We start from the raw sequence: 24,290 nt of genomic DNA, 5'->3' as shown, positions 1-24,290 counted from the left end.
CATGGAGATCGGCGGAGTCCTCGCCCTCAAGGTCCTCACGGAGAGCGGACGGACGCACACCCGGTCGCGTGCGGCGGAGCTGCGGGAGCTGATCGCGCGTATCGGCCGAGCCGGCGACCGCTTCCTGCTGATGCAGCGGATACCTGACCTCCCCGACGTGTTCGCCCAGGTGTGGCACGAGGGCAGGTCGGGCAGCGGGTGTGCGAGCAGCTCCCCTGCGGCCACGACGACCGCGGGACGCTGACGGAGATCGCGGAGGAACACCTCGTCGGCGGCGCGTACGGCGAGCGGCCGGTCTCCCGTGCCCAGGCCGGGCTGCTGGTGGACCGCGCTGTGGCGGGAGCGGGTGGCCGAGCAGGAGAGCTGGGGCGGGGAGACCACCGACCCGGACCGGCTCACCCGGGTCTTCGAGGCCCTGGACGCGGCCGGCATCACCGCCCGGGAGGACTTCACCTGCTGCCGGGGCTGCGGGGCGGCGGAGATCGGCGCGGAGCGCCGGGGCGCCCGGGGCTTCGTCTTCTTCCACCGGCAGAGCACCGAGGCCGCCGCCGAGGGCCACGGGCTCATGCTGCACTACGGCGGTTTCGACGGCTCGCAGGAGACGACCACGGCCGCCGGGCACGAGGTCGTGGCCGCGTTCGCGGGCTCCGGCCTGTCCGCGCAGTGGGACGGTGGCCCGGGCCGGGCGATCGAGGTCGCCCCGCTGAACCGGCGCAAACGGCTGGTGGGACGACCGTTTCGACGTCCGGATCCCGGCCGGCCGGCGTCCACGCACTGAGAGGACTCTCCTCTCCCCCGCCGCCGTCTGCTTCAATGGGGCCCATGGCCAGCTTCCGGAAGTACGCAGCGACGGGTCGCCATGACCTCGAGCCCTTCTGGCCTTCCCGTCAGCACGACGACTTCGACCGGGTGTGTTGCCGCGCGACGATCGCGCCGGCCCGCTAGGAAGCCGTACATCCCAGGCCTTCTGCGCCTGCCGCCGGTGCGCACGACGTACGTCCCGCGACGCGCCCGACCACGAACTCGCGCCCGTCGCCCCTCCCGACGAACCTCTCGCGCGAAAGAGCTGACGTCTCATGGCGACCACCCGTTCCCTGTCCACCGTCACCCTCGACTCCCCCGCCGTCCGTCCCGACACCGGCAGCCCCCGGCACCGGCTGCGCGCCGTCGATCCGGACGAGGTGGTGGACGTCGCGGACCTGCTGCCGCCGGGCGCCACCTGGCTGCCCGCGCCCCCGCACACCCTCCCGGCGCTGCCGGGGCATCCGCCGATGGTCGGCTACCTGGTGCTCGTCCCGGCCGACCAGCAGCCGCCCTTCGGGGACCCGGGCCGGAGCCGGGACCGGATCCCGGGCCTTCCGGCGCAGAACCGGCCCCGAGACCGGGTCCCGGGCGAGAACCCGCTCGTCCGGATCGACCCCGCGCGGCGCACCGCCGCCGTGGAGGGTCGTGAACTCGACCTGACCTATCTGGAGTTCGAACTGCTCGCCCATCTCGTCGCGCACCCGCACCGGGTCCACACCCGCGACCAGCTGGTCACCACGGTGTGGGGCTACGGACACGTGGGCGACGGCCGCACCGTCGACGTGCACGTGGCCCGGCTGCGCCGGAAGCTCGGCGCGGAGCACCGGCAGACGATCCAGACGGTGCGCCGGGTCGGTTACAAGTACACGCCGCCCACCGGCCGCTGACGCCGGCCGCCCGTCTGCCGACGGCAGAGGACCGTTCCCTCCGAAACCCGCGCCCGGCACAGTGGCGGCATGAGACTACTGGTGCTGGGCGGTACGGAGTTCGTGGGGCGGGCCGTGGCCGAGGCGGCGCTCGGCCGCGGCTGGGAGGTGACCGTCCTGCACCGCGGACGGCACACCCCGCCGCCCGGGGTGCGGGCGCTGCACGGCGACCGCACCGCGCCGGACGGGCTCGCCGCCCTGGCCGAGGGCACCTGGGACGCCGTCGTCGACACCTGGTCGGCGGCGCCCCGCGCGGTACGGGACGCGGCGCGGCTGCTGCGGGGCCGCGCCGGACGGTACGTGTACGTGTCGAGCTGCTCGGTGTACGCCTGGGCGCCGCCCGCCGGGTACACCGAGGACGCCCCGCTCGTCGAGGGCGCCTCGGCGGACGCCGGGCGGAGCGACTACGCCCGGGACAAGCGGGGTGCCGAGCTGGCCGCCGTGGAGGCCTTCGGCGCGGACCGGTCGGTGCTGGTGCGGGCCGGGCTGATCCTCGGCCCGTACGAGAACATCGGCCGGCTCCCGTGGTGGCTGAACCGCGTCGCCCGCGGCGGCCCGGTCCTCGCGCCGGGCCCGCGGGACCTGCCCCTGCAGTACATCGACGCCCGTGACCTCGCCGACTGGACGCTCGGCGCGGTCGACCGGGAGCTGGGCGGACCGTACAACCTGGCCTCCCCGGCGGGGCACACCACCATGGGCGGACTGCTCGACGCCTGTGCGAGGGCCACCGGCGGCGCGGCGGAGCTGCGCTGGACGGCCCCCGAGGCCGTTCTCGCCGCCGGCGTCGAGCCGTGGGAGCAGCTGCCGGTGTGGACACCGCCGGGCAGCGACCTGCACGACGCACTGCAGGGTGCGGACGTCTCCCGGGCCCTGGCCACCGGCCTGACCTGCCGCCCGGTCGGCGACACGGTGGCCGACACCTGGTCCTGGCTGCGTGCCGTCGGCGGCACCGCGCCGCAGCGCCCCGGCCGGCCGCCGGTCGGCCTGGACCCGGACACGGAGGCGAAGGTCCTCGCGGCCGGCACCGCCTGACCCGGCGGAGGTGTACCTGGCACCACCCCCTGACCGGGGTGCCCGGCCCCGTGTCACCGGCCGCCGACTCCGCGAGACTGCCGTCATGAGCATCGACACGAAGAGCGGCGCCCGGCAGACCCGGCCCCCCGGGCGCACGACGCGGACGCGAGGCATGGCGCTGTCGGCCGTGCGGGGACTGGCCCTGACGTTCATCTCCCTGCCCGGGTCGGTGCTCTGCTTCTGCCTGACCCTGGTGTCCGTCGCCCTCGTCCCGATCGGCGTCGGCATCGTCACCACGCCGTACGTGCTGACCGGTGTGCGGATGTTCGCGGACTGGCGGCGGCTGCTCGCCGCCGAGTGGGGCGGGGTGCGCATCCGGCGGGCCTACCGGCCGCTGCCCGAGGGCGCCAACCCGTGGACGCGCACCTTCGGGATGCTCCGTGACCCGGCGACCTGGCGGGACTTCCGCTGGCTCCCGGTCGACATGACGGCGGGCTTCGTCACCGCGCTGCTGGCCTTCGCGCTGGTGGCCTACCCGCTGGAGGGGTTCACGATCGCGGCCGGGCTGTGGCGGGTCTGGGACGACACCTACTGGTACGGCTTCGTGCCCGTGTCCGACCAGACCACCGCGTTGTACGCCGCCGCCCTGGGCGCCGTCCTCCTCGTCTCCGCCGCCTGGCTCGGCCCGCTCGCGCTGCGGGCCCACTTCCGGCTCGCCGGCGCGGTCCTCGGCTCGGACCAGACCGAACTCGCCGAGCGGGTGAGGGTGCTGACCGAGACCCGGCGCGACGCCGTGGACACCTCCGCCGCCGAACTGCGCCGCATCGAACGCGACCTGCACGACGGGGCGCAGGCCCGGCTGGTCGCCATGGGCATGGACCTGGGCACCATCGAGGCGCTGCTGGAGAAGGACCCGCGCAGGGCCAGGGAACTGCTGGCGCAGGCCCGGCGTTCCTCCGCCGACGCGCTGACCGAGCTGCGCGAGCTGGTGCGCGGCATCCACCCGCCGGTGCTGGCGGAGCGCGGGCTCGGCGACGCGGTGCGCGCCCTGGCGCTGCGCCTGCCGGTCGCCGTCGAGGTCGACGTGGATCTGCCCGGCCGCGCCGAGGCACCCGTGGAGTCGGCCGCGTACTTCGCGGTCAGCGAGATCCTCACCAACGCCGTGAAGCACTCCGGCGCCGACCGGATATGGGTCGACGTGCACCACAGCGAGGGGAACCTGCGCGTATCGGTCACCGACAACGGCAAGGGCGGCGCGGTGGTCGGGGCGGGTTCGGGCCTGGCCGGGGTGGAACGGCGACTGGGTACATTCGACGGCGTCCTGGCCGTCAGCTCGCCCGCGGGCGGCCCCACCATGGTCACCATGGAGATCCCTTGCGCGTTGTCCTAGCCGAAGACCTGTTCCTGCTGCGCGACGGACTGGTCCGGCTCCTGGAGGCCCACGACTTCGAGATCGCCGCGGCCGTCGAGACCGGCCCGGAGCTGTCCCGGGCCCTGGCCGAACTGGAGCCGGACGTGGCCGTGGTCGACGTCCGGCTGCCGCCCACGCTCACCGACGAGGGCCTGCAGTGCGCGCTGGAGGCCCGCCGCGAAAAGCCGGGGCTGCCGGTCCTGGTCCTCTCCCAGCACGTGGAGCAGCTGTACGCGCGCGAGTTGCTGGCCGACGGGAGCGGCGGAGTGGGCTACCTGCTCAAGGACCGGGTGTTCGACGCGGAGCAGTTCGTGGACGCCGTACGCCGGGTGGCGGCGGGGGGTACCGCGATGGACCCGCAGGTCATCCAGCAGCTGCTCAGCCGGCGTGCGGCGGAGGACCGGCCGCTGGAGCGGCTCACCCCCCGCGAGCTGGAGGTGCTGGAACTGATGGCGCAGGGCCGGACCAACGCGGCGATCGCCGGCAAACTCGTCGTCACGGAGCGGGCGATCGCGAAGCACACGGCGAACATCTTCGCGAAGCTGAGTCTGGAGGTCTCGGACGACGACAACCGCCGTGTGCTGGCGGTTCTGGCGTATCTGGACCGCGGCCGCTGACCTTCTCACACGTCCCGCCCGTCCCACGGGACCCGGCAATTCCCGCCACGGGTGAACACCTCCGGAGCGGCTTCCGTATGAAGGGAAGCCGCTTCACTCCTGTCGGGCGCCCTCGATGCCCCGCAAGCGATGCCCCCGCAAGGAAGTCAGAGGAGTTCCATGGGACGCAACACGAGAAAACGCCGTACGCCGCTGGCCACCAAGATCGTTGCCGGGGCGGCGGCCCTGGCGGTCGGCGGGGGCGGGCTGGTCTGGGCCAACTTCTACGCTTCGGCGCACGAGGAGCACGGGGGTCACAACCGGACCAGGTCGGCCGCCGCGCAGGTGGCGACGATCGACTGCCCCGACGTCGGTCAGCAGATCCGGGACGTGCCGGACCGGGCGCGCGGGGAGGTGGACGGCGAACTGGCCACGATGGACAGCCAGATCACCGACGCCTACCAGCGTCTCGCCACGACACGGCGGGCTCAGGCGGGTGACGCGCAGTTCGTCGGCAACAGCATTCTCGGCCCGCTCAAGGAGCGCCGGAAGGCGATCATCGACCGGATCCAGCTGGAGATCAACCGGGCCGGCGGCCGGGCCGACGACGACCTGGACGAGCTGGCCGGATGCCAGGGCCGCCCCGCCGACCAGACGCAGAACGGCGGCGGCCAGAACGGCGGAGACGGGCAGAGCGGCGGAGACGGCCAGGACGGCGGAAACCAGAACGGGGACGGCCAGAACCAGGACGACAACGGCAACGGTGTCGCCGGTCCGGTCGCCGACGACTTCATCGACATCAACGACGTCCAGCCGAACTCCCGCAACAGCCGCAACGGCCTCGCCGCGAACGGCGACGGCGGTTCCACCGGCACCTTCACCACGGAGTGCGGCGTCAACGAGAACAACCTGTTCAACAGCGACAACCTGATCGCCGCCCCGGGTGTCGACAACGGCGCCCACCACACGCACGACTACGTAGGCAATCAGGACAACGACGCCTTCTCCAGCGACCAGGACCTCGCGGCCGCGGACACCTCCTGCCAGAACCAGGGCGACAAGTCCACGTACTACTGGCCGGTGCTGCGCCTCCAGGACGGTACGCAGGAGTTCGACGCGGGCGACCAGGGCGGTGGCGCCGAGGGCAACATCGGCAAGATCCTCAAGCCCGCGCAGGCAGAGATCAAGTTCGTCGGCAGCCGGCAGGGCGACGTGGTCGCGATGCCGAAGTTCCTGCGCGTCATCACCGGCGACGCCAAGTCCTTCACCAACGGCGACGCCAACGCCAACACCTCGTGGAGCTGCTCGGGCTTCGAGGACCGCCAGGTGACGGACAAGTACCCGCTGTGCCCCGAGGGCAGTCAGGTGCTGCGCACGATCAACTTCCAGAGCTGCTGGGACGGCCAGAACATCGACAGCGCCAACCACCGGGACCACATGGCTTTCGTCCAGGAGGACGGCAGCTGCGCGAACGGCTTCCAGGCCGTCCCCCAGCTGCAGATCCGCCTCGCGTACGACATCCCCGCCCCGACCGTCGAGAACGGCCAGGTGCAGAACCCGTACGCCGTGGACAGCTTCCCGGAGCAGCTGCACAAGCCCATCACCGACCACAACGACTTCATCAACGTCATGGACGAGGACCTGATGAACGAGGTGGTCGACTGCATCAACCGCGGCGAGGACTGCCGGTAGCGGTCCGGGCCCGGCACGCGTGAGAGGGCCGGTGGCGGATATCCGCCACCGGCCCTCCCCGTGTCCCCTCGTGTCCCGCGCCCGGTCAGCCGGTGTGTCCGGCGTGCTCGCCGTGCCCATCCGGGTGGCCGCCGTCGCCGCCGTGCCGGGCGCCCTGCTCCAGGGTGCCGCCGAGCCGACCGCGCAGGTCGGCGACGACGTCCTCGTGGCCGACGGCGACCCATTTGCGGCCGACGAGGTAGTAACCGCCGTAGTCCTTGGCGGTGTTGATCCACTCGCGCTGGCCGCGGTCGGTGGCGAAGGTGGCGAGGACGTACTTCTCGTCGCCCTTCCCGCACAGGGCCTGGCGGATGGTGTCCGCGTCGGTCTGCAGGTCGGGCGTGCACTTCGCCTCGGCGGCCAGGTGTTCCAGGCTGCCGGCCGCCGTCTCGGGGACGGCGGCCCCGCCGTCCCCGTCGGCGCCGCAGCCGGTCAGCGCGAGGACCGCCGCAAGGGCGGCCGCCGCGGGCATCGGTCGGGTCAGCCTCATGTGTTCCTCCGGTCCGCTGGGACGACATGCCGCACGGAGCCCCCGAGGGCTCTCGTCATCGATACGGGCGCGACGCGCGAAGTACTCAGGAACCCGGGTGCTCTTGTGCGGGGACCGTGCGAGAGTGGCGGGGTGGACCAGGACTGGGAACAGCGCGTGACGGCCGCCTGGGCGGCATTCGACGACTACGCCGAGGAGGATGCCGCCGACTTCCGTGCGGTCGTCGACGCCCTCGCCGACGAGCTGCCGGCCGACAGCCCCCTCGGCCTGTTCGAGCGGGCCTGCGCCTGGGACTCCACCGGCCACTCCGACCGTGCCGTGCCGCTGTACCGCGAGGCACTGGAGCGCGGACTCTCCGAGGCCAGCCCCTACAAGGGGCGCCGGGCGAAGATCCAGCTCTCCAGCTCCCTGCGGAACACCGGGCACCCGGAGGAGGGCGTGACGCTGCTCTCGCCGGAACTGGTCGCGCCGTCGGACGAGTTGGACGACGCCGTGCGCGCCGTGCTGGCGCTGTGCCTGTCGAGCATGGGCCGCGACCGGGAGGGCCTGGCCCTGGTGCTCGGCGCGTTGGCCCCCCATCTGCCCCGCTACCAGCGGTCGATGGCCCACTACGCGCGCCTCCTGGTGGAGCCGGAAGCGCAGTAGCGCGCCCCGGCGGGGGCGGCCCCACGGTGACCATCGCCCCGTTCGCTCGTTCTGCTGAACGTGCAGCCACAGGATGTCGCCCCGCGCCCCGCACCGTCCGCCGCCTCCCCGGCCGACCCGGTGGTCGACGTCGAGCAGGCCGAGGCCGCGCTCGTCGAGCACTATCCGCGCCTGGCCCGGCTGGCCTACCTGGTGCTGCCGCCGGGCCTCGGCCGCAGCCGCCGGGTACTGACCGCGCACGCCCTCACCCAGCGCGCCCTGCCCCGGAACCGGACGACGACCCCGGTGATCCCCGCCCAGTCCACCGGCCGGGCGGTCGACCCCGGGTACGCGCTGGTCCGGCTGCGGGTGGTGCGTACGGCGCTGGAGGCCGGGCTGCCGCTGCGGCGCCGGGCGTGGCCGCGGCGGTCCCAGCTGCCGCCGCTGCTGCCGCACGTGCGAGGCCTCAAGCTCTTCCCGCGCTCCGGCGGAGCCGACGAACTCGCGCTGGACCAGCGGCTGTCCGCGCTCTCCGGGCCGGGCCGGGCGGCGTACGTGCTGCGCGGTCTCGAGCGGCTGCCCGACGACGGGGTGCGGCAGCTGCTCGACGCCGCCGGGGTCGCCGACCCGGAGGCGGCCCTGCGGGAGGCGGACGGGGTGCCGGGCCAGTACGGGCTGCTCGGCTCGCCCGAGTTCGACCCCTGCTCGCTGCAGGCCAGGCCGACCGACCTGCTGCGCCGGCGTCAGCACACCAAGGCCGCGCTGGTCGCCGGAGCCGCGCTGGTGGTGTGCGGGGCGCTGCTCGGGCTGCCCGGGGACGGCTGGGGGCCGGACGGCGCCGCCGCCCCGTCCTACGCGCGCAACCCGGCGGCCGAGGCCGCGCTGGACCCCGGCAGGCTCACGAAGGCCGCGCCCGCCGCCTGGGAGACGTCCGCGCGCACCGACTTCTCGGTGTGGCCTGCGCGAGGGGGCCTCACCGGCGACGTGGAGCTGCTGCGCCGCGCCCTGGCCGTCTGGGCCCGGCCCGGCGAGAGCGTCGGGGTGTCCGCGACACCGGGGACCCCGACCGGCGGTCCGGCGGGTCCGCCGCAGCTGCTGTACGCCGGGGAGGTGGACAACGCCCGGGTGGTCGTCCTGCACGACGGCCTGCGCCTGGTCAGGTACGCCGAGCCGAAGGACGGTTCGACCGGTGCCGCCCTGGACTTCGCGCGGACCGACGGGGCGGGCCGCGCCGAGGCGACCGCGGTGGTCCTGGGCCGGGCCGACGGCAACGTCCGCTATCTGACGGCACCCTGGGTGACGGGGGTGACCGGGCGGGATCTCGTCGAGCCGGTCTCCGGCACCAGGGAGCTGACGCTCACCGACGGGGTGACGTCCCCGCTGGCCAGCCCGGTGCAGCAGCGGTCCGGCGCCTGCACGTCGTGGAACGTGCTGGAGCTGACCGACGGTTCGCGCACCCGGGTGGTGAGTGACCTGGGCGAGCTGGTGCCGGCCCGGCTCACCACCGGGCGTCCCGGTGCGGCGAAGGACGCCTCGGGCGCGAAGGCGCTGGACGCCTGGGCGCCGTACGCCTGCTCGCTGGGCACGGTGCGCGGGCAGGGGGTGCGCTCGGTGAACGCCTGGGAGTTCGCGGCGCAGCCGCTGCCCGACGGGACGGGGTCGGGCGTGTGGGTGTGCACCCGCGCCGAGACCTGGCGCGGTGACGGGACGCGGGTGCTGGCGCAGTTCCGGACGCCGGGCGGGGCGCAGGGCGCGGTGGCGGCGAAGGCGCAGGACGTGCCGGCGTGCGGCGAGCGCGACCCGCACGTGCTGGCCGGGGTGCTGTGGAAGTCGGAGGGCGGGCACTGGTACCTGCTCGCGGCGGGCAGCCGGGGCACGAGGTCGGTCGAGGCCACCGGCGGGATCGACGACTCCGCCGACGGCAACCTGCTGACGGCGAAGGCCGAACAGGGCGCGCGGGCCCAGCTGACGGGGACACTGGAGGACGGGCGGACGATCGGCGGGCTGCGCTAGCCCGGTCCCACACGGCGTCCGCCAACTTGCTGACACTGACGTCAACAAGTACTGCCAGAAGGGTTCCACGCGGAGCTACCGGTCAGTACATTGACGCCATGTCCAACAAGCTTGCTCCGCTGCTCACCCGGCGGCCGAGGCCGACGGTCCTGCTCCTCGCGGCCGGTGCCGCGCTCGTCGTCGGCCGGGCGGTGCGGCGCCGGACACCGGGCTCGCCGGCGGGAACGGGTTCCGCCCCCCGCCCGCCGGCCTCGGGACGGTCCCGCTCCTCCGCGCCGACGTTGCTGGTGACCGCGCACGAGCGGTTGGCCGACGGGGTGGTGCTGCTGCGCCTGGAGGGGACCGATCTGCCGCGCTGGGAGCCGGGCGCCCACCTGGATCTGGTGCTGCCTTCGGGCCTGGTCCGGCAGTACTCGCTGTGCGGCGACCCGGAGGACACCTCGTCGTACACCGTGGCCGCGCGGCTGGTCGAGGACGGGCGGGGCGGCTCGCGCGAGCTGCACGAGCAGGTGCAGGAGGGCACCGAGCTGGAGGTGCGCGGGCCGCGCAACCGCTTCCCGCTGGTCCAGGCACCCGCCTACGCGTTCGTCGCCGGGGGCATCGGGATCACGCCCGTGCTGCCGATGCTGCGGGCACTGCCCGAGGGCACCGAGTGGCGGCTGCTGTACGGCGGCCGGACGCGAGCCTCGATGCCGTTCCTGGAGGAGATCGAGAAGCTGGACCCGGACGGCGGCCGTGTCACGGTCGTCCCCGAGGACGAGGACGGGCGGCCCGGCGTCGGCGCCTTCCTGGCGGCCCTGCCCGAGGGTGCGGCCGTGTACTGCTGCGGTCCGGAGGGCCTGATGACGGCCGTGGCGGAGCACCTCCCCGACGGCGCCGCCCTGCACCTGGAGCGGTTCGCGCCGCGCACCACGGCGGACGGCGACGGGGAGTTCGAGGTCGAGCTGCACCGCAGCGGTCGCACGCTGACCGTGTCCGGCGACTCCTCGGTGCTGGCCGCCGTGCGCGCCGAGCTGCCGAACACCCCGTACTCCTGCGAGCAGGGCTGGTGCGGGACGTGCCAACAGAAGGTGCTGGAGGGGGAGATCGATCACCGGGACGAGCTGCTGACCGACTCGGAGCGGGGCGACTCGATGCTCATCTGCGTGTCCCGCTGCTCGGGTACGCGGCTGGTGCTCGACATGTGAACCGCCGGTGCCCGGTCCGATCCGGTCCGGTCCGTTCGAGGGCCGGATTCGATCGGTAAGGTATTCGTATGACTACCGGGGTGCGCCGCAGAATGGGCGTCGAGGAGCGACGGCAGCAGTTGATCGGCGTCGCGCTCGATCTGTTCAGCCGCCGCTCGCCCGACGAGGTCTCCATCGACGAGATAGCGTCGGCGGCGGGCATCTCGCGCCCGCTGGTCTACCACTACTTCCCCGGCAAACTCAGCCTGTACGAGGCCGCGTTGAAGCGTGCCGCGGACGATCTGGCGGCCCGGTTCGCGGAGCCTCGGACGGGTCCGCTGGGCGCGCGACTGCTGCGGGTCATGGGCCGCTACTTCGACTTCGTCGACGGCCACGGCCCGGGTTTCTCGGCCCTGATGCGCGGCGGCCCGGCGGTGGGCTCGTCCACGACCAACGCGCTCGTCGACTCCGTACGGCAGGCCGCGTATGTCCAGATCCTTTCGCACCTGGACGTCACCGAGCCGCCCGCGCGTCTGGAACTGGTCGTCCGCTCCTGGATCTCGCTCGCCGAGTCGACGGCGCTGCTCTGGCTGGACGGGCGCCGCATCCCGCGCGCCGAGCTGGAGGCGCAGCTCGTGCAGGACTTCGGCGCGCTGCTGGCGGTGAGCGCCGCGCACGACGCGTGGATGGCCGCCCTCGTGCGCCGCGTGGTCGCCGCCGAGCCGGCCGACGGCCCCCTAGGGAACCTGGCCGGCCGGCTCGCGGAGCTGCTCGGCTAGGGGGTGTCGTTTGGATCTTGCCGTGGGTCGCGGGGTCCGGCAACAGGGCACCGTCGCCCGGAGCCGGCCTGATCCGAACGACACCCCCTACCCCTCGAACTTCCGGTACGACGGGTCCAGGTCGCGGACCTCGGCCGACAGGTGCAGCCGGATGCCGTCCCTGGGCTGGACGTGCTTGCGCAGCAGTTCCACCACGGCCTCGGTGAGCCGGGCCTTGGTCGCCTCGTCGCGTCCGGCGAGCAGGGCGATCGAGACGTTGACGACGGCGTGCCGGTCGCGCTCCGCTCCGACGACCTCGTCCTCGGTGACCGTCACCCGCGTCTTGCACGCCTCCGGTCGCGCCCCGGCCGTCTCGACGACCACCGGGTGCAGGGCGAGCGCGAACTCCTCCCAGTCGACGTCGTCGAGATGGGGGGAACGCTCGACACTGATCTGCGGCATGGGTGCTCCTGTTCTGCGGTGGACAGGAGCACCCTAACCGCGGGGCGCTAGCTCCCGCGGGTGAAGACCGCCACCGTGCGGCCCGGCACCGTGAAGGTGCCCGATTCCTCCGCGTAGTCCGCCTTCTTCACGACCGGGTCCGTCCCCGACGCCTGCACCGGGTGCAGCCGGTAGCCGGTCCCCGCCGCCTCGGTCACCCGCTGGCGCTGCTCCCGCGGGGTCGCGTTGAAGACCACGACCAGGTCACCGAGGCTCATGGTGATCACGCCGGGGGTCTCCCGCGTGCCGGAGAGCGGGAAGGAGAGCCGGGACCGCACCTGCCCGGCCGTGGCCAGGGAGAAGTCCTTCTCGCCGGTGCGGATCCTCAGCAGGTCCCGGTACGCCGCCGAGGCACCGGTGATCTGCGGGCAGCCCACCCGCACCGAGCCCAGCAGGGGCTTGGCGTAGGACCACTTGTCCCGGTTGTCGGCGGCCGGCGGAAGTCCGCGGCCGAAGCCGTTGCCGTCGGCGCAGTTCCAGTGGAGGGCGTTGAACCAGTCGCCGCTGTCGAAGGAGTTGCGGTCCAGCGACTTGGAGCGCAGCAGGTCGGTGCCGGCCTGGGAGAGCGCCGGGCCTTGCGAGAGGGCGGCGGTCGCCATGGCGAGGACCTGCATGCGGGCCCGGTCGTCGGCGGAGGTGTCCTTCGGCAGCTTGAAGGTGAGCGCGTCGAACAGGGACTCGTTGTCGTGGGCGTCGGCATAGGCGAGGGCGTCGCCGGGGGCCGCCGCGTATCCGGCGGGGGCGCCGTTGTAGTCGACCTCGGAGCCCTTGACCACCTTGCCGTCGGTGCCGGTGAAGGTGTAGTCGGCGAGGTTGCCGCTCAGCCCGACCTTGATCAGGTCCTGGTAGTGCAGCAGGCGGGCCTTCTGCTCGGCCTCGGTGCCGTTGTCCGGCGAGCCGTTGGGGTCGGTGTAGAGGCCGGAGGCGAAGCCCTGGACGCCGGGGTCCTCGTCGAAGGGGCCGCCGCCGCGCACGGCGTCACGGGCCCGGTCGGAGAAGGTGGCGATGCCGGTGCCGGCCATGTTCTTCTGGGTGGCCTGGATGAAGCGGGCGTCGTCGGCGACCTCCCCGAAGTTCCAGCCCTCGCCGTACAGGATGATCTTCTTGCCGTCGACGCCGTCCTTCTCGGGGGTCAGCGCGTCCAGTGCCTTCCTGACCGCGAGGATGTTGGCCTTGGGGTGGTGGCCCATGAGGTCGAAGCGGAAGCCGTCGACCTTGTACTCCTTGGCCCAGGTGACGACCGAGTCCACGACGAGCTTGCCCATCATGGTGTTCTCGGTGGCGGTGTTGGCGCAGCAGGTGCTGTTGGCCACCGAGCCGTCGGCGAGCAGCCGCTGGTAGTAGCCGGGCACGATCCGGTCGAGGACGCTCGTCCCGGCCTGGCCGCTCGCGGCCGTGTGGTTGTAGACGACGTCCATGACGACGCGCAGGCCGTCGTCGTTGAGGGCCTTGACCATCCTGCGGAACTCGACGGTGCGCCCGGTGCCGTCCGGGTCGGTGGCGTAGGAACCCTCGGGGACCGTGTAGTGGTACGGGTCGTAGCCCCAGTTGAAGGCGTCCTTGGCGGCGGCCTTCGTCACGCACTCCTGCTGCTTCTCGGAGTCGGCCGGGAGGGCGGCGAGGTCGCAGTCGGGCGTCGTCTGCTCGGACTTCTTCTCGGGGATGGTGGCGATGTCGAAGGCGGGCAGCAGGTGCACGTAGGACGTGCCGGCCTCGGCCAGCTCGCGCAGGTGCTTCGAGCCGTCGCTGTCCTTGTCGGTGAAGGCGAGGTAGGTGCCGCGGTGGTCCGCGTCCGCCGTCGGGTCGGCGACGGAGAAGTCGCGGATGTGCAGCTCCTGGATCTGGGCGTCCCGCAGCGGCACCGCCTCGGGCTTCCGGTAGCCGTCCCAGCCGCGCGGGGCGAGGGAGCGGTCGTCCAGGTCGACGACGAGGCTGCGCTCGGAGTCGGTGGTCAGGGCGAGGGAGTAGGGGTCGGTGACCTTGTTGGTGACGACCTCGCCCGCGGTGGGCGCCCACACCTTGACGGCGTACCGGTAGGCCTTGCCCTGCCAGGACTTCGGGCCGGTGACGGACCAGACGCCGGTGGCGTCGTCGCGGCGCATCCGCACCGTGCGGTCGCCGATCTCCAGCTTCACGTCCTGCGCGGTCGGCGCCCACACGGAGAGGGTGGGCCGCCCGTGCCGGAAGACCGGGCCGAGGTCGGCCTTGGTCGCACGGTCCGCGTACAGGTCGTCCAGGGCGCCGGCGGTCTGTACGCCCGTCGCGGCGAGCAGGGCTCCGTCGGCGGTGTGCTGGGTGGCGACGACCTGGCCGCGCAGGGCCTCGCGGACCCGGTCGCGGTCGCGCGGGTCGACCGACCAGGCGGTGTACTCCTTCAGGTGCGGGAACTTCGCCTTCTGGGCGTCGGTGAGTGCGCTCCTGGTGAGGCGGAGCCACTGCTGGTCGTCGCCGGTGAGCCTGCCGCCTTCGGCGGTGATGGAGCCGGTGCGGGAGGCGAGCAGCTGGGTGGAGGCGGCGCCGTCCGAGCCGTTCCAGGCGACGGTGTTCCGGTCGATCCAGACCGCCTTGGAGGTGGTGAGGTCGACGGCCGCCGCGGAGCCCGCGGGCTGCGGCAGCAGGTACTCCTCCTGACCGCTCAGCAGCCACACCTCGTGGCCGTCGGCCTTGAGGTCGAGGGCCTGGTCGGTGGGCAGGTCCTTCTCGTCGCCCTTGTGGACGATGTAGCTGAGGCTGCTCGCGCCCTCGGTGAGGGGCACTTCGAAGACGGCGCCGTACGGGTCGGTCCTCACCGGCTGGAGGGGCTTCGCCCAGTCGGTGGGGTTCGCGGCGTCGCCCCAGACGTGCAGGCCCCAGCCGTCGTAGTTGCCGTCGGCGCGCTTGTAGTGCAGTACGGCCTTGGTGGTGTCCTGGGCCGGGTACTCGGGCTGCTCCGTGGCGACCTGCTCCTTGCCCTGCTCGATCCACACCTCGCCGGTCTCGGTGACGTCGATGGTGCGGTCGGCGGCGACGTCCTTGTTGCCGTCCTTGTCGATGACGAGGAAGCCGACGTTCGACGCGCCGGGCTTGAGCTTGACGTAGGCGAAGGCGCCGTAGGCGTCCCGGCCGGTGAAGGGGTGGGTCCCGGGCCAGGTGGTCGCCTCGCCGTCGGCGAGGTCGCCCCAGGCGTACAGGCCCCAGTCGTCGTAGTTCCCGTCCGCGCGCTTGTAGTGGACGACGGCGTAGTCCCGGGACGCGGCGGTGGGCACCTCCTCGGCGGGCGGGGTGCCGGTGGTGGAGGCGGCCGTGGCGCTCGCGGTGCGGCCGGCCGAGTCCACGACGACCGCCTTGTAGCGCAGGGCGGTGCCGGCCGGGGTGTCCGCGTCGACAGCCTGGGTGACCTTGTAGGGGGCGTGGTCGGCGGTGCCGAGGGTGCGCCACTTGCCGTCGCCGGTCTGGGCGGCGAAGACGACGCGGTTGAGCTGTCCACCCGCGACGTCGGCGTTCAGCTCGACGGTGCCGGTGGCGCCGGGTTCCGGAGCGCGGAGGGTGATCGTCGGTTTGGCGGCGGGCGCCGCGAGCCTGCCCGCGGCCTTGAGGACGACGGCCGACCCGGCCGGGACGGTGACGGTGACCTTCTTGTCGGCGCCCGACTTCACTTTGGCGTCGGTGCCGTACAGGCCGCGGAAGGTCATGTGCGCCGAGCCGGTGGCGAAGGCGGCGCTCTTCGCGGTGTCGGCGTTGTTGAAGGCGACGACGTACTCGGTGCCGGTCTTCGCGTCGGTGCGGGAGAAGGCGTAGATCCCGGCGCCGTCGGCCGCGTACCGCTCGGTCTGGACGCCGTCGGCGAGGGCGGGGTTGGACTTGCGCAGCTCGGCGAGGGCGCTGATCTGCCGGTAGAGCGGGGCGCTCGTGTCGTAGGCGGCCTCGGCGTGGGTGCGGTCGGTGCCGAGCTGGTCGTCGTCGAGGTAGTCGGCGGTGCGGGAGGCGAACATCGGCTGGCGGGCGTCCTTGTCGCCGCCGGCGCCGGTGAAGCCCTGCTCGTCGCCGTAGTAGACCACCGGGTTGCCGCGGCTGAGGAACATCAGCTCGTTGGCGAGCCTGTCCTTCTTCAGCAGTTCGGCGTCGGTTGCCTCGGGGTCGTCCTGCTTCAGGAAGGTCCCGATGCGGCCCATGTCGTGGTTGCCGAGGAAGGTGACCTGCTCGTAGGCGTTGGCCTTGTCGGTCGTGTACTTGTAGTCGTCGCCGAAGACCGAGGCGAGCTTGCGGGCGCTGCCGCCCTGGGAGGCGTACGCGCGGGCCGCGTCCTGGAACGGGAAGTCCAGCGTGGAGTCCAGGCGGCCCTCGGTGACGTAGGGCGCGGTGACGGAGGTGTCGGCGGAGTAGACCTCGCCGAACATGAAGAAGTCGTCGCGGCCCTTCTTGGCGGCGTAGGCGTCCAGCGCGGTCGCCCACTGGGTCCAGAACTCCATGTCGACGTGCTTCACGGTGTCGATCCGGAAGCCGTCGATGGCGAAGTCCTTCACCCACCGCTGGTAGATCTTCTCCATGCCGCCGACGACCTCGGGCCGCTCGGTCCACAGGTCGTCGAGGCCGTTGAAGTCGCCGTAGGTGGCGGACTCGCCGGCCCAGGTGGAGTCGCCCCGGTTGTGGTACATCGCCGGGTCGTTGAGCCAGGAGGGGACCTTGAGGTTCTTCTTGGCGGGCGGGACGACGGGGGTGCGCGGGAAGGCGTCGGTGTCCACCCGGGGGAAGCCGCGGTTCCCGTCGGCGTAGTCGGCGTCGTCGAAGGGCTGCCCGTCCTTGGTCAGGTACGGGAAGGCGCCCTTGGAGAGGTAGCCGTAGGACTTCTCCTCGTAGTCGACGACGTCGGCGGTGTGGTTGGTGATGACGTCGAAGAAGACCTTCATGCCCTTGGCGTGGGCCTTGGAGATGAGGTTCTTCAGGTCCTGGTTGGTGCCGAAGTGCGGGTCGACCTGGGTGAAGTCGGTGATCCAGTACCCGTGGTAGCCGGCCGAGGCGTTCTCGCCGGTGCCCTGCACGGGCTGGTTCTTGAAGATGGGCGCCATCCAGATGGAGGTGGTGCCCAGGCCCTTGATGTAGTCGAGCCTCTCGGTCAGGCCCTTGAGGTCGCCGCCCTGGTAGAAGCCCTTGTCGGTGGGGTCGTAGCCGGTGCTGAGCCGGCTGCCGGTCAGGCCGCCCTTGTCGTTGCGGGTGTCGCCGTTGGCGAAACGATCCGGCAGGACGAAGTAGAACTGCTCACGGGTCAGGTCGTGGCGTGCGGCGGTCTTCGCCAGCTGCGCGTCGGACGGGGGCGCGGGCGGGGCGTCGGCGCGCGCGGCGAGCGGGGGGAGCAGGGCGGCGGCGAGCGCGGTCACGGTGACGGCCGCGACCCGTCTCACTCGTGCGGTACGGCGCGCGTCAGGCACCGGCCATCTCGGTATCACAGGCGTGAGCTCCTTGCGAGTACGGCTCGTTCGGGTCCGACCCCGGCGAGACCGTAGCGCTGCCGCAAGTCTTGCGGCAAGACTTGCGAAAGTAACAGAAAGGATTTTCACCGGACTTGCTCGCGACATCCGGGCGTGCGGCGACACGCGAAGGGCCCGCCGCCTCCCCGGGGGAGGCGGCGGGCCCTTCGGCGGTCCGGACGGAGCGTCAGGTCCCGGTCAGCCGGCCGTCCACCACACCGTCGTGTCCGCGGGCACCTTGGCCTCGCCGGCCGCCTCGGTGATCTCCCCGCTGGCCAGCAGCACGCGGCCGTACGCGGGCATCGCCACCGACTCGCCGGTGGTGTTGGCGACGCACACGAACTCCCCGCGCCGGAAGGCGACGACGCCCTCGGGGGCCCGCAGCCACTCGACCGCGTCACCCGCGCCGAGGTCGCTGGTGGAGCGGCGGACGGACAGGGCATCGCGGTACAGCTCCAGGGTCGAGCCGGGCACGCCGGTCTGCGCCTCGACGCTCAGCTCGCCCCAGCCGGCCGGCTGCGGCAGCCAGCTCCCGCCGTCACCGAAGCCGTACGAGGAGCCCTCGCGGGTCCACGGGATCGGCACCCGGCAGCCGTCGCGGAAGCCGTCCTGGCCGGCGCCGCGGAAGTACGCCGGGTCCTGGCGCACCTCGTCGGGCAGGTCGACGACGTCCGGGAGGCCCAGCTCCTCGCCCTGGTAGACGTAGGCCGAGCCGGGCAGCGCGAGCATCAGCAGGGTCGCGGCGCGGGCCCTGCGCAGGCCCAGCGCGCGGTCACCGGCCAGGCGGATCTGGGTGCCGAGGCCCGCCGGGTTGGCGAAGCGGGTGGCGTGCCGGGTGACGTCGTGGTTGGACAGCACCCAGGTGGCGGGGGCGCCGACCGGGCGCATGGCGTCCAGGGTGCGGTCGATGACCGTGCGCAGTTCCTCGGCGTCCCAGTGGGTGCCCAGGTACTGGAAGTTGAACGCCTGGTGCAGTTCGTCGGGGCGGACGTAGTTGGCGGTGCGCTCGACGGTCGGGGTCCACGCCTCGGCGACGAAGATCCGCTCACCGCTGTACTCGTCGAGGATGCGCCGCCACTGCCGGTAGATCTCGTGCACGCCGTCCTGGTCGAAGAACGGCATGACATCGTTGCCCAGCAGTTTCAGCTGCTCGTGCGATCCAAGGTCGGGCAGGCCCTCGGCCTTCACCATGCCGTGTGCGACGTCGATGCGGAAGCCGTCCACGCCCATGTCCAGCCAGAACCGCAGGATGGAGCGGAACTCGTCGCCGACGGCCGGGTGCTCCCAGTTGAAGTCGGGCTGCTCGGGCGCGAACAGGTGCAGGTACCACTCCCCCGGCGTGCCGTCGGGCTCCGTGACCCGGGTCCAGGCGGGGCCGCCGAAGATGGACTCCCAGTCGTTGGGCGGCAGTTCGCCGTTCTTCCCCTTGCCGGGGCGGAAGTGGTAGCGGTCCCGGGAGGGGGAGCCGGGACCCTCGGCGAGGGCGCGCTTGAACCACTCGTACTGGTCGGAGGAGTGGTTCGGGACCAGGTCGACGATGATGCGCAGGCCCAGCGCGTGGGCGTCGCGGATCAGCGCGTCGGCGTCCAGGAGAGTGCCGAACATGGGGTCGACGGCCCGGTAGTCGGCGACGTCGTATCCGGCGTCGGCCTGCGGGGAGGCGTAGAAGGGGCTGAGCCACACGGCGTCCACGCCCAGGTCGCGCAGGTAGGGCAGGCGGGTGCGGACACCCTCCAGGTCGCCCATGCCGTCGCCGTTGCTGTCGGCGAAGCTGCGCGGGTACACCTGGTAGATGACCGCGTCCCGCCACCAGTCGTGGCGCTCGGAGACGGTGGCGACGGAGGAGGTGGGGGCCGGTGCGGCGGAGTGCTGCTGGCTCATGTCGTCCTTGGTACGTAACGGAAGCGGAGTGGAGGCGTGACGGCGGAAGAGGCGGCCGGCCGCGGTGCTGCGGGGTCGGATGGGCACCGCGGCCGGACGTTTCCGGGGCGGCTCAGCCCTTCGTGCCGCCTGCGGTGAGGCCGGTCACCAGGTTCTTCTGCACGAGGTAGAAGAACGCGGAGACGGGTATCGCGACGAGCACGGCGGTGGCCGCCATCAGGTTGCGCTGCGCGTCGTGTTCGCTGACGAAGCTCTGCAGTCCGACGGCGAAGGTGTACTTCGTGTCGCTCAGCATGAACGTCGAGGCGAAGGCGACCTCGCCGAACGCGGTGATGAAGCTGTAGAAGCCGGCGACCGCGAGGCCCGGCCGGGCCAGCGGCAGGATCAGCCGGAAGAAGGTGCCGAACGGGGTCAGCCCGTCGACGCGCCCGGCCTCGTCGATCTCGAACGGGATGGTGTCGAAGTAGCCCTTGAGCAGCCACGCGCAGTACGGCACCGCGGTGGAGCAGTAGACCAGGATCAGGCCGAAGTAGTTGTCGATGAGCTGGAGCTTCGACAGGATCTGGTACATCGGCACGATCAGGACCGCGATCGGGAACATCTGGGTGACCAGCAGGACCCACATGAGCTTCCTGTAGCCCGGGAAGCGCATCCGGGAGACCGCGTAGCCGGTCGTCGCGGCGACCAGCACACCGATGACGGTGGTGCCCAGCGACACGATCAGCGAGCTCTTCAGCCAGTCGAAGAAGTTGGTGTCCTGGAGGACGAACGAGTAGTTGTCGAAGGTCATCTTCGACCAGATGCGCCCCGGGTGCAGGTAGTCGTTCTTGTCCGGGCCGAGGGAGAGGAAGACCAGCCAGGCGACCGGGAAGAGCGCGACGAGGCTCGCGAGGGTCAGCACGCCGTGCGAGGCGAGGGACGCGGCGCGGCTGCGTTCGCCGCGGCCGCGGACCTTGCGCGGCGGCGCGGTGGAGGCGGTGACCTGCTCGGCGGGGGCCTTGGTGGGCGCGGTGCTTGTACTCATGGCGGCTCCTGCCTCAGTTCGCGAGCTGCTGCTCATTGCGGTTCAGCCAGCGGCGGTAGAAGGAGGTGAAGACGATCAGGATGGCCAGCAGCAGGATGCCGTAGGCCGCGGACTGCGCGAAGTCGCGCGGCTGCTGCCCGAAGCCGAGCTGGTACGCCCAGGTGACGAGGATCTGCGCGTCGGGGGCGGTGTTGCCGAACAGCAGGAAGATCACGGCGAACTGGTTGAAGGTCCAGATGATGCCGAGCAGCACGACGGTGGAGCTGACCGAGCGCAGGCCGGGGAGCGTGACGTAGCGGAAGCGCTGCCAGGCGTTGGCGCCGTCCATCTCGGAGGCCTCGTAGAGGCTGTTGTCGATGGACTGCAGGCCGCCGAGGAGCGAGACCATCATGAACGGCACGCCGCACCAGGTGTTGACCATGATCGCGGAGAACCGCTGCCAGAAGGTGTCCTCCAGCCACGCGGGGGTCGGCAGGTGCAGCCAGTCCAGGACGGCGTTGATGACGCCCTCGTCGGCGAGCATGAAGCGCCAGCCGAAGACGGTGACGAAGGTGGGCACGGCCCAGGGCAGCACCAGGATCAGCCGGTAGAGGGTGCGGCCGCGCAGCTTCTGGTTGAGCAGCAGGGCGAGCCCGAGGCCGATGAAGAAGTGCAGGCCGACGCATACGGCCGTCCACACGATGGTCCAGATGAAGTGCGACCAGAAGCGGTCGTAGGCCGTGGGGCCCCACAGGATGTCGGCGTAGTTGTCCAGGCCGACGAACTTGTAGGTGGCCTCGATCTCGTTGACGCCGATGGTGCGCGCGCTGTTGAGGCTGTTGGCGTCGGTGAGGGTCAGGTAGAGGCCGTAGCCCAGCGGGTACAGCACGAGGACGCCGATCACGACGGCCACCGGCGCGATCATGGCGTAGGCGTACCAGTGCTTCTGGTAGCCGTCTTTCAGACGCCGGCCGAGGCCGGGCCGCGGGGTGCGGTCACCGCGGCGCTTGCCGGTCGCGCGGTCGATGGTGACTGTCATGGTTCGACACCTTCGGGAGCATCAGGAAGATCGGGGGTGCGGCGCACGGCCGGTGACCGCCGGGCCCCTCCCTCGGGGGGACCCGGCGGTCGGGTGGATCTACTTGCTGAAGTCCGGCACCAGCTTGGCGATGGCGGTCTCGACGTCGCTCAGGCCCTCGTCCAGGGACTTCTTGCCACCGGCGATCTGGGGCAGTTCGTCGTCCAGCGGCGTCCACAGCGAGCTGTACTCCGGCAGCGCCGGGCGCGGCTGGGCGGCGGGCAGGACCGTCTGGAAGCCGGCGATGCCCGGGTCGGCCTTGACCTTGTCGGTGTAGGCGTCGTCGCGGGTCGGCAGCGTGGAGTTCTTCAGGGCGACGGTCTCCTGGGACTTCGCCGAGGTCATGAAGTTCACGAACTTCAGCGCGGCCTCCTGGTGCGCCTTGTCCGAACCGGCGTAGACCGACAGGTTGTGGCCGCCGGTCGGGGCGCCCGCCTTGCCGGTGGTGCCGGCCGGGACGGTGGCGATGCCGAGGTTGTTCTTGTCCTTGAACGCCGTGCCCTTGTAGAAGTTGGTGATCTCCCACGGGCCCTGGACGATCGAGGCGACCTTGCCGCTGACGAACGCCTCCTGGATGTGGGCGTAGGCGTCGGCGGTGGTGTCGGCCTTGTGCAGGCCCTTGCCGTCGAACAGGCTCAGCCAGGTGCCGTAGCCCTTCTTGGCCGCGGCCGAGTTGACGGTCACCTTCTTGGCGTCGGCGTCGACCGTGTCGGTGCCCTCGCCGTACAGGAACGGCTGCGCGTAGTAGCCGGCCGTGGAGGCCCAGTAGCCGTCGGCGCCGGTCTTGTCCTTGATGGTGGCGGCGGCCTTCTTGAGGTCGTCCCAGGTCTTGGGGGCCTCGACGCCGGCCTTCTCGAAGAGTTCCTTGTTGTAGACGAAGGCGAGGGTGTCGGTGACCAGCGGCACGCCGTAGGTCTTGCCCTCGTACTTGGCCTGCTCGATCAGGTTGGGCTGGAACTTGTCCTGCTCGGCGAGGGCGTCGGTGCCGTCCAGCGGCAGGAAGAAGCCCTTCTTGGCGAAGGCGGGCGTCCAGCCGACCTCGGAGCGCAGCACGTCGGGGGCGCCCTTGGAGCCTGCGGCGGTGTCGAACTTGTTCTGCGCCTGGTCGAAGGGGACGTTGACGAAGTTGACCTTGACGCCCTTGTTGGCGGCCTCGAACTCCTTGACCAGGGCCTTGTAGGTCGGCGCCTCGTTGGTCGCGTTGGAGGTGTCCCAGTAAGTGATGGTGACCGGTCCGCCCGACTCGCTGTCGCTGTCGCCGTCCCCGCCGCACGCCGTCGCCGCCAGGGCGAGGGACGCCACCAGCGCGGTGGCCGCTATGCCACGCCGCATGAGTTCTCCTTGAGGGTGAAAAGCCCGTGTCGTGCAGGGTGCGGGCCCGTCCGCCGCTCCTGCCGATGTCGGCCGCGTCGTTGCCGCCGCCGAGCGACGTGAACGTAACAGCGTTGAAAGCCCGGCGAAAGGTCTTGCAGCAAAAATGTGCAAGGGATCTCCGAAGTTATCCGGGCGTGACCTCTCGGCGACCGTCATGAGACGCTTGTTTACGGGGCCCGAGCGGTATCGGGCGGGTTGTGCAAGACTCTGCAAGCTCTTGCCGCCACTTTCTCGAGGGAGCGCGATGACGCAGCAGCCCGCCCCGGGCCGTCCGACGGGCCGCCCAACAGGCCGCCCACGGCGCCCGATCGGTGTGCAAGGAGGCGGGCGACAGGTACAGTCCACCCCTGTGACCACACGGCTTGCCGACATCGCCGCCCAGGCGGGAGTGAGCGAAGCGACGGTCAGCCGCGTCCTCAACGGGAAGCCGGGCGTCGCCGCCACCACCCGCCAGTCCGTGCTCGCCGCCCTCGACGTGCTGGGCTACGAGCGTCCGGTGCGGCTGCGGCAGCGCAGCGAGGGCCTCGTCGGCCTGATCACCCCGGAGCTGGAGAACCCGATATTCCCGGCGCTCGCCCAGGTCATCGGCCAGGCGCTGACCCGTCAGGGCTACACGCCGGTCCTCGCCACCCAGACGCCGGGCGGCTCCACCGAGGACGAGCTGACCGAGATGCTGGTCGACCGCGGGGTCGCCGGCATCATCTACGTCTCGGGACTGCACGCCGACACCACCGCCGACATGCAGCGCTACGAGCGGCTGCGCGCGCAGGGCGTGCCGTTCGTCCTCGTCGACGGTTTCTCCTCGCAGGTGCAGGCGCCGTTCATCTCCCCCGACGACCGGGCCGCGATGAGCCTCGCGGTCACCCACCTCGTCTCGCTCGGCCACACCCGGATCGGACTGGCCCTCGGGCCGAAGCGGTTCGTGCCGGTGCAGCGCAAGATCGAGGGGTTCGTGCGCACCGTGCAGGAGCAGTTGGGCCTGAGCGCCGAGACGGTGGAGAAGGAACTGGTCCAGCACTCGCTGTACACCCTGGAGGGCGGTCAGGCCGCGGCCACCGCGCTCATCGGCCGGGACTGCACCGCGGTGGTCTGCGCCAGCGACATGATGGCGCTGGGCGCGATACGCGCGGCCCGGCAGCTGGGCCTGGACGTGCCCAAGGACGTCTCGGTCGTCGGGTTCGACGACTCGCCGCTGATCGCCTTCACCGACCCGCCGCTGACCACGGTCCGCAAACCGGTCCCGGCGATGGGACAGGCGGCGGTGCGGACCCTGCTGGAGGAGATCGGCGGGACCCCGGCACCGCACAGCGAGTTCGTGTTCATGCCGGAGCTGGTGGTACGCGGCTCGACGGCGTCGGCTCCGGGCGAGCGCCTGCGCCCCTGACGTTTCCCGGGGTGCCGGCCCGGGGGCGGATGCGGGTCGGACCGGCCTGGGGGATGATCGGTGGAAGAAGGCTTTTCTGGCAGACTTCGTGC

Annotated in this window: 17 protein-coding genes and 1 pseudogene; 11 read left to right on the top strand and 7 right to left on the bottom strand. The window is 72.0% G+C overall.

What is annotated here, in order from left to right; translation table 11 throughout:
- Position 1 precedes the first annotated feature (1 nt).
- From EV562_RS20710 to EV562_RS20680, 6 genes and pseudogenes are all read left to right on the top strand, one after another.
- A pseudogene (locus tag EV562_RS20710) lies at positions 2-778 on the top strand (hypothetical protein).
- 298 nt (positions 779-1,076) lie between these two features.
- The gene (locus EV562_RS20700; RefSeq protein ID WP_133888317.1) at positions 1,077-1,691 is read left to right on the top strand and encodes a winged helix-turn-helix domain-containing protein; all 615 of its coding nucleotides are present in this window, start codon (positions 1,077-1,079) and stop codon (positions 1,689-1,691) included.
- A gap of 69 nt (positions 1,692-1,760) precedes the next feature.
- Positions 1,761-2,762, top strand: coding sequence for an SDR family oxidoreductase (locus EV562_RS20695; RefSeq protein ID WP_133888316.1), 1,002 nt, complete (start codon positions 1,761-1,763; stop codon positions 2,760-2,762).
- An 85-nt stretch (positions 2,763-2,847) separates the two neighbouring features.
- Complete coding sequence (locus EV562_RS20690) at positions 2,848-4,134, top strand: sensor domain-containing protein (RefSeq protein WP_133888315.1); 1,287 nt, start codon at positions 2,848-2,850, stop codon at positions 4,132-4,134.
- On the top strand, positions 4,119-4,772 hold the full coding sequence (locus EV562_RS20685) for a response regulator transcription factor (protein ID WP_133888314.1): 654 nt from the start codon (positions 4,119-4,121) through the stop codon (positions 4,770-4,772). The genes EV562_RS20690 and EV562_RS20685 overlap by 16 nt, the downstream gene beginning before the upstream one ends.
- Positions 4,773-4,931: 159 nt before the next feature.
- Positions 4,932-6,443 carry a DUF1996 domain-containing protein gene (locus tag EV562_RS20680; RefSeq protein WP_133888313.1) on the top strand — a complete coding sequence of 504 codons (1,512 nt, stop codon included), beginning with the start codon at positions 4,932-4,934 and terminating at the stop codon, positions 6,441-6,443.
- 85 nt (positions 6,444-6,528) lie between these two features.
- Here EV562_RS20680 and EV562_RS20675 read toward each other — a convergent pair whose 3' ends face one another.
- Positions 6,529-6,972, bottom strand: coding sequence for a hypothetical protein (locus tag EV562_RS20675; protein WP_133888312.1), 444 nt, complete (start codon positions 6,970-6,972; stop codon positions 6,529-6,531).
- Between the two features lie 132 nt (positions 6,973-7,104).
- On the opposite strand from EV562_RS20675, the gene EV562_RS20670 reads away from it, so the two are divergent.
- The 4 genes from EV562_RS20670 to EV562_RS20655 all read left to right on the top strand — a co-directional run bounded on the left by EV562_RS20670 (position 7,105) and on the right by EV562_RS20655 (position 11,554).
- Positions 7,105-7,617, top strand: coding sequence for a tetratricopeptide repeat protein (locus EV562_RS20670; protein WP_166661915.1), 513 nt, complete (start codon positions 7,105-7,107; stop codon positions 7,615-7,617).
- A gap of 60 nt (positions 7,618-7,677) precedes the next feature.
- Positions 7,678-9,609: a hypothetical protein gene (locus EV562_RS20665; RefSeq protein WP_133888310.1), complete on the top strand. Its 1,932-nt coding sequence runs from the start codon at positions 7,678-7,680 to the stop codon at positions 9,607-9,609.
- A 98-nt stretch (positions 9,610-9,707) separates the two neighbouring features.
- The gene (locus EV562_RS20660; protein ID WP_133888309.1) at positions 9,708-10,796 is read left to right on the top strand and encodes a PDR/VanB family oxidoreductase; all 1,089 of its coding nucleotides are present in this window, start codon (positions 9,708-9,710) and stop codon (positions 10,794-10,796) included.
- Between the two features lie 68 nt (positions 10,797-10,864).
- Positions 10,865-11,554 carry a TetR/AcrR family transcriptional regulator gene (locus EV562_RS20655; protein WP_133888308.1) on the top strand — a complete coding sequence of 230 codons (690 nt, stop codon included), beginning with the start codon at positions 10,865-10,867 and terminating at the stop codon, positions 11,552-11,554.
- Positions 11,555-11,641: 87 nt separating this feature from the next.
- On the opposite strand, the gene EV562_RS20650 is transcribed toward EV562_RS20655, so the two are convergent.
- The 6 genes from EV562_RS20650 to EV562_RS20625 all read right to left on the bottom strand — a co-directional run bounded on the left by EV562_RS20650 (position 11,642) and on the right by EV562_RS20625 (position 22,772).
- A complete protein-coding gene (locus EV562_RS20650) occupies positions 11,642-11,995 on the bottom strand; it encodes an isomerase (protein ID WP_133888307.1) in 354 nt (117 codons plus the stop codon).
- Positions 11,996-12,042: 47 nt separating this feature from the next.
- Positions 12,043-17,457, bottom strand: coding sequence for a pullulanase-type alpha-1,6-glucosidase (gene pulA, locus EV562_RS20645; RefSeq protein WP_166661914.1), 5,415 nt, complete (start codon positions 17,455-17,457; stop codon positions 12,043-12,045).
- Positions 17,458-17,676: 219 nt separating this feature from the next.
- The gene (locus EV562_RS20640; protein WP_133888305.1) at positions 17,677-19,359 is read right to left on the bottom strand and encodes a glycoside hydrolase family 13 protein; all 1,683 of its coding nucleotides are present in this window, start codon (positions 19,357-19,359) and stop codon (positions 17,677-17,679) included.
- 112 nt (positions 19,360-19,471) lie between these two features.
- Positions 19,472-20,383 (bottom strand): ABC transporter permease subunit, encoded by a 912-nt coding sequence (locus EV562_RS20635; protein ID WP_133888304.1) that lies wholly within the window; start codon positions 20,381-20,383, stop codon positions 19,472-19,474.
- Positions 20,384-20,396: 13 nt separating this feature from the next.
- Positions 20,397-21,401, bottom strand: a complete 1,005-nt coding sequence (locus tag EV562_RS20630; RefSeq protein WP_133888303.1) for a sugar ABC transporter permease — start codon at positions 21,399-21,401, stop codon at positions 20,397-20,399.
- Between the two features lie 99 nt (positions 21,402-21,500).
- Complete coding sequence (locus EV562_RS20625; RefSeq protein ID WP_133888302.1) at positions 21,501-22,772, bottom strand: extracellular solute-binding protein; 1,272 nt, start codon at positions 22,770-22,772, stop codon at positions 21,501-21,503.
- A gap of 391 nt (positions 22,773-23,163) precedes the next feature.
- Here EV562_RS20625 and EV562_RS20620 point away from each other — a divergent pair, with 391 nt between their 5' ends.
- Entirely contained in the window at positions 23,164-24,198 is a 1,035-nt protein-coding gene (locus EV562_RS20620; protein ID WP_133888301.1) for a LacI family DNA-binding transcriptional regulator, read from the top strand.
- Positions 24,199-24,290 lie beyond the last annotated feature (92 nt).

Origin of the sequence: Streptomyces sp. BK208 (assembly GCF_004364245.1) — a bacterium.
GTDB lineage: Bacteria > Actinomycetota > Actinomycetes > Streptomycetales > Streptomycetaceae > Streptomyces.
The sequence above is the reverse complement of the archived record's forward strand: the minus strand, read 5'-3'. Positions and strand labels throughout refer to the sequence as shown.

Coding starts and splice junctions, on each gene's coding strand:
- EV562_RS20700 (WP_133888317.1), top strand. CDS start 1,077: ATGGCGACCACCCGTTCCCTGTCCACCGTCACCCTCGACTCCCCCGCC.
- EV562_RS20695 (WP_133888316.1), top strand. CDS start 1,761: ATGAGACTACTGGTGCTGGGCGGTACGGAGTTCGTGGGGCGGGCCGTG.
- EV562_RS20690 (WP_133888315.1), top strand. CDS start 2,848: ATGAGCATCGACACGAAGAGCGGCGCCCGGCAGACCCGGCCCCCCGGG.
- EV562_RS20680 (WP_133888313.1), top strand. CDS start 4,932: ATGGGACGCAACACGAGAAAACGCCGTACGCCGCTGGCCACCAAGATC.
- EV562_RS20675 (WP_133888312.1), bottom strand. CDS start 6,972: ATGAGGCTGACCCGACCGATGCCCGCGGCGGCCGCCCTTGCGGCGGTC.
- EV562_RS20660 (WP_133888309.1), top strand. CDS start 9,708: ATGTCCAACAAGCTTGCTCCGCTGCTCACCCGGCGGCCGAGGCCGACG.
- EV562_RS20655 (WP_133888308.1), top strand. CDS start 10,865: ATGACTACCGGGGTGCGCCGCAGAATGGGCGTCGAGGAGCGACGGCAG.
- EV562_RS20650 (WP_133888307.1), bottom strand. CDS start 11,995: ATGCCGCAGATCAGTGTCGAGCGTTCCCCCCATCTCGACGACGTCGAC.
- EV562_RS20640 (WP_133888305.1), bottom strand. CDS start 19,359: ATGAGCCAGCAGCACTCCGCCGCACCGGCCCCCACCTCCTCCGTCGCC.
- EV562_RS20635 (WP_133888304.1), bottom strand. CDS start 20,383: ATGAGTACAAGCACCGCGCCCACCAAGGCCCCCGCCGAGCAGGTCACC.
- EV562_RS20630 (WP_133888303.1), bottom strand. CDS start 21,401: ATGACAGTCACCATCGACCGCGCGACCGGCAAGCGCCGCGGTGACCGC.
- EV562_RS20625 (WP_133888302.1), bottom strand. CDS start 22,772: ATGCGGCGTGGCATAGCGGCCACCGCGCTGGTGGCGTCCCTCGCCCTG.